The following is a 4,658-nucleotide window of genomic DNA, read 5'->3' as shown; positions in this document are numbered from 1 at the left end:
AAATCCACAGTACAGCCGATACGTTCCAGTTGCTCTTTCATCAGCACCTGGTTGACCGGGTTGTCTTCGGCCACCAGCACATTCAGCTCCAGTTGCAGATGCGTCACCGGTGGTTGCGGTAACGGTGCCTCCGATTCGCCAGTGATCGCCATCACCAACGCACGGCAAATGGACCCGACGCTGTTCTGGTTCACCACCACGTCCTGGCCGATAAACTGGGGCGTACTACTGAAATCATGCTGGGCGAAGACATTAATCGCGCCTGAGCTTGCCACCTCAACCTCTTGCGGCATGACCGTCAACACGGCATCAGGCGCTCCGCGAGCATCATCGCCCATCACGGTAGTGTGTGCCCCGTGCCACTCCAGCCAGGCGCAAAGGTTATCGGACAAGGTTGCATAGGGGGTGCGAACATCGATGCACTTGCCTAATAACTGTGGCAGTGAAGATTGGCGGGCCTCTAGAATTTCCAGGGCCAACTCGAATATGAAGGTACTGCCCTCGCCTAGTGCACTGTCCACGCTCAATGCGCCCCCCATCATCTGGCTGAGATGGGAGCAGATAGGCAGCCCGAGCCCGGTGCCGGCGACGGTGTGATGCTTGCTGTCAGCCTGGTAAAAGCGCTCGAACAGTTGCGCCTGCACCGCTTCAGACATCCCTGGGCCGCTATCGATCACGCACCATTGCAGGCTCACTTCGCCTGCGCAGACTCCGATAGGCGACAGGAAGACTGCGACATGCCCGCTCTGGGTGAACTTGATCGCGTTATTGAGCAGGTTGCCTACGATCTGCTGGATACGCATGCGGTCACCCTGCACAAGGTTCGGCACGCGCGGGTCAACGCAGCAGTAAAGCGCCAGCCCTTTGTTCGCCGCCACCGCCGAGAACCCGCGCACGGTTTCTTCAAGCATTTCCAGAGGCTGGAACGCCACGGACTCCAGAACCAGCTGGCCCGCTTCGATCTTGGACAGGTCGAGCACATCGCTGATCAAATGCATCAATACCGCGGATGAGCTATCGATTGTACGCAGATAACCACGTTGGCGTTCATCCAGAGAGGTCATGCCCAGCAGTTCAAGCGTGCCCAGCACACCGTACAACGGCGTGCGTAGTTCATGGCTCAGGGTGGCGACGAAGTTGCTTTTCTGCTCATTCGCCGCATCCGCCGCCTGGCGGGCGAGTAGCAACGATGCGGATGCTTCGCGGTGGGAAGAAATATCAGTGAAGGTACACAGCAACACGCTGTCGCCAAGATACTCGGTGGGTGTATAGCGCACATGCAAGACCCGCTGATCGAGCAGCAGGGAGCCTTCACCGGTAAGGGGTTTATCCTGCTCAAACAGCGGCCATAGCGCCATCATTTGTGCAAACTCGGTCGGCTCGCCCAACCATTGCGTATACAAACTGTTCTGCGTCACCAGTTCGATCTGCGGCCCCTTGACCACACACAAAGCCAGCGGCACCGTTTGCAACAAAGACAGGTTGAAGTCATGGTTGACCAATAACTCCCGAAAGTCATTACTCGCTGGCACCACGATGCGCCGTCGATACCATCGGATGACCGACCAGCCACTGATGATGCATAAGCCCAGCAAGCCGAGCAGTCCTAGCAACTGCCAACGTGCATCCAGGATCAGTTGTTTGTAGGGGATACGATACAGGGCCTGCCAGGCGCCCATGTCCCCGGCACTGCGCTTGATCAGTAGCCCTGAGGTAGTGAAATGGAAGCCGCTTTCATACTGGTAGATCTGTGGCGACTTGCCCCCCACTACACGCGTGCCGTCCGGCGCGGCGATGTCGACGTTGCTGTACAACGGCAGATCAAAAAACTGCTTTTCTATCCTTACCCCGGGTGCGTCAAATTCGTCCCAATACAGCAAGGTAGCGGCAATCAATTCCCTGGGTGGGCCCTTTCGCGCCCACTGATCCTCTTCGATGCGACCTGAGACATAGCCCAGTATTTGTTGAATGTCTTCACCGCCCAAAAAGAAATGACTAGGCCGCCAGCGCACCAACAAGTCACTGCTCAAGGGCGGTAGCTGACGCGCGGATTGCTTGACCTCATCCAATACCTGGGAAAAATTCAGCTGGCCTGGTTGAGACTGGGGGCTGATCGCAGGAATCGCGATGTCGAAATCGCTCGACAGATCAAACACGAACATTTGCGGCGACGCGAAGGTTGAACCGCTCCAGAAGTCGCCATACACATTCGCCAGCGCAACCCCAAGTTGCAGTTGTTGATCCCGCACCCCATCATTCGCATCAGCGGCTTTGATGGGTAGTGCCGCGGAAAACGTCGTCGCTACCTGGGATGCCTGGCCTTCATAAATACGCATGTTGCCCTGGATGGTCTGGTTGACCACATAGGCTCCAGGGCTAAATACCGGCTTGTATTCCAATTGGCTGCTGGCTTTGATGGCCCGTAGCAGAAATATTTCATGGTCGTAGGCTCGGCCCACAAAACGCATAAAGTGATAATCGACTTTGAGCACTTCCCCGCGAATGACCTTGTAGGTCACCCAATACCCGGCCACGGCGAAGAACACTAGTAACAAAAAAGACACCAACAAGCCGAAACCCAACCGAAGCGAGACTTTTTCAAGCTTGCCAACGCTCGATTGCCTATAGCGCATAAGCGATGCCATTTGCAGTGTTCATAAGCGGACTTCTGGCCTTTGAAAGTTCAGGTGCGGTTACCGAACAACCGTCTACTCGGGTGAGTCTATAGGCTTTTCATTAGTCAGTAAGATTAGTCCTACGTATCCGCTCGAAAGAGCTGACGTTTATGGTTACTCACATCCTGCAAAATTGACTCATGGTCATCCCTTGCAGGGCATTACATGAAAACCTCAGCCGTACTCAGCCTCAGTCAGGCAGCCCCCCCAAAGTTTCTAGAGCCAGACGCACAGGCGCTGCGCCAAGGGTTGGCGGATCACGCGTTTGTGGGTTTCTACCAACCTCAGCTTTCGCTGAAAACGGGCACGATTTGCGGCTTGGAAGTGCTCGCGCGCTGGCGGCACCCCGAGAAAGGCCTGCTGACGCCCGGGTATTTCCTGCAAGCACTGGAGCATCACGACCTGATGGATGAGCTGTTCCTGCGCCTCTTCGAGCAAGGGCTGATCCTGCGCCAGAAACTGGCCAGCCTGAACCTGCCATTGACGATGTCATTCAACCTTCAGCCGTCTCAACTCAGCAACCCCATACTGAGCCAGGCGATTAAAGTGCTGCTGCGTGCACATGAGTGCCCTGCCCAAAGCATCATCCTCGAGATCACCGAAACCGGCACGCTCAATCCGTGCAGTGTCGCCATGAACAACCTGTTGCAACTCAAGCTGCTGGGCTGCGGTTTGTCCATGGATGACTTTGGCACCGGTTTCTCGTCACTGGAGCGCTTGTGTGATGTGCCTTTCACCGAGCTCAAACTCGACGCCGGTTTCGTACACAAACTCGACACGCACTCGGCCTGCACCGCCATTGTCGCCCATACCGTCAGCCTGGCAGCCAGCCTGGGTGTGTCACTGGTGATCGAGGGTGTCGAGACCCCGGCCCAGCTCAAGCGGCTCAAAACCCTGGGCGTATCCATTGTGCAGGGATATGCCATCGCCCCGCCGATGGCGGATACCGCGCTGCTGCCTTACATCCTTGAATACATTGCGGACTCACAGGTAGTGCTGACGTCAGTCTGAACCCCATTCACAGCGTTTACTCCCCCACCCGCCACGTCCGTGGCCGACCTTGAGCCGGCCAGCGCGGCGTACTTTGCATTTTGCAGTCAGGTATACGTTTCATGTCCACGCTCAAAGCCTTCGTGGCTTTCTTCACCGTACTGCTGCCGGCGGTATCGTACGGCGCTGCCGCAACGATACCCATGCCGCAACAGCCCCTGCACTTGCTTAGCCAAGTGAGTCAGGAACCACAAAAGCTGCAATTACCGGAAGCCGACTGGGCCTGGTTGCGCCAACGGCGTGCCCTCAGCCTTGGCGTGGTCGCACCGTTCACCCTGCCCTTCGACATGGTCTACGGCAACGGTGATTACGAGGGCATCAGCGCTGACGTGGCGACAATGCTCAAGCAACAACTGGGCCTGGATATCAAAGTCGTCGGGTTTGCTGACCGTGGGCAAGCGATGGCCGCCTTGCGAGCCGGCGAAATCGACTTGATCAGCCGGTCCAGCGACTATGATCGCGACTCTTCTGACACGGTGGTGACGCTGCCGTACAGCGTCAATGCCCCCGTACTCTATCAACGCCAGGACAGCGACATTGCGGTTCCCTCAGATCTCAATGGGCTAACCGTAGCAGTCTCCAAGGACTACCTGCCATACGCGCTACTGACCGACCGCTATCCTCATGCACAGTTTTTTACCTACGACACCACCGCGCAAGCCTTGGCCGCCGTCGCGTTCCAGAGCATCGACGTGTTTTTGGGCGACTCGGTAACCACCCACTACCTGGTCAACCATAGCTTTTTCAGCTATCTCAAATTTATCCAGTTTGTGAAAGTCGACGCAGGCGGCTATGGGTTTCTGCTCAAGCAGGAAGATCAACGCCTGCTACGCATTCTAAATGCCTCGCTGACCACATTCGGCCAACTGCGCATGAGCTACCTGATCAAGCGCTGGACCGGCGGCGGCACGGTAATGCCGGACGATAATGTGC

At 56.6% G+C, this 4,658-nt stretch carries 3 protein-coding genes; 2 read left to right on the top strand and 1 reads right to left on the bottom strand.

Annotated elements, in window-relative coordinates; all coding sequences use genetic code 11:
* Positions 1–2,546: hybrid sensor histidine kinase/response regulator (locus FEM54_RS25225; RefSeq protein ID WP_240792802.1), on the bottom strand; the 2,546-nt coding region annotated here is incomplete at its 3' end.
* 294 nt (positions 2,547–2,840) lie between these two features.
* Between FEM54_RS25225 and FEM54_RS25220 the strand changes: the two genes are divergently transcribed.
* Positions 2,841–3,686: an EAL domain-containing protein gene (locus tag FEM54_RS25220; RefSeq protein ID WP_138453511.1), complete on the top strand. Its 846-nt coding sequence runs from the start codon at positions 2,841–2,843 to the stop codon at positions 3,684–3,686.
* Positions 3,687–3,787: 101 nt separating this feature from the next.
* A partial coding sequence (locus FEM54_RS25215; RefSeq protein ID WP_138453510.1) for a transporter substrate-binding domain-containing protein occupies positions 3,788–4,658 on the top strand: 871 nt, incomplete at its 3' end.

Source organism: Pseudomonas edaphica, assembly GCF_005863185.1.
Lineage (GTDB): Bacteria > Pseudomonadota > Gammaproteobacteria > Pseudomonadales > Pseudomonadaceae > Aquipseudomonas > Aquipseudomonas edaphica.
Note: the sequence above shows the minus strand (reverse complement) of the source record. Positions and strands in the feature narration are given on the sequence as shown.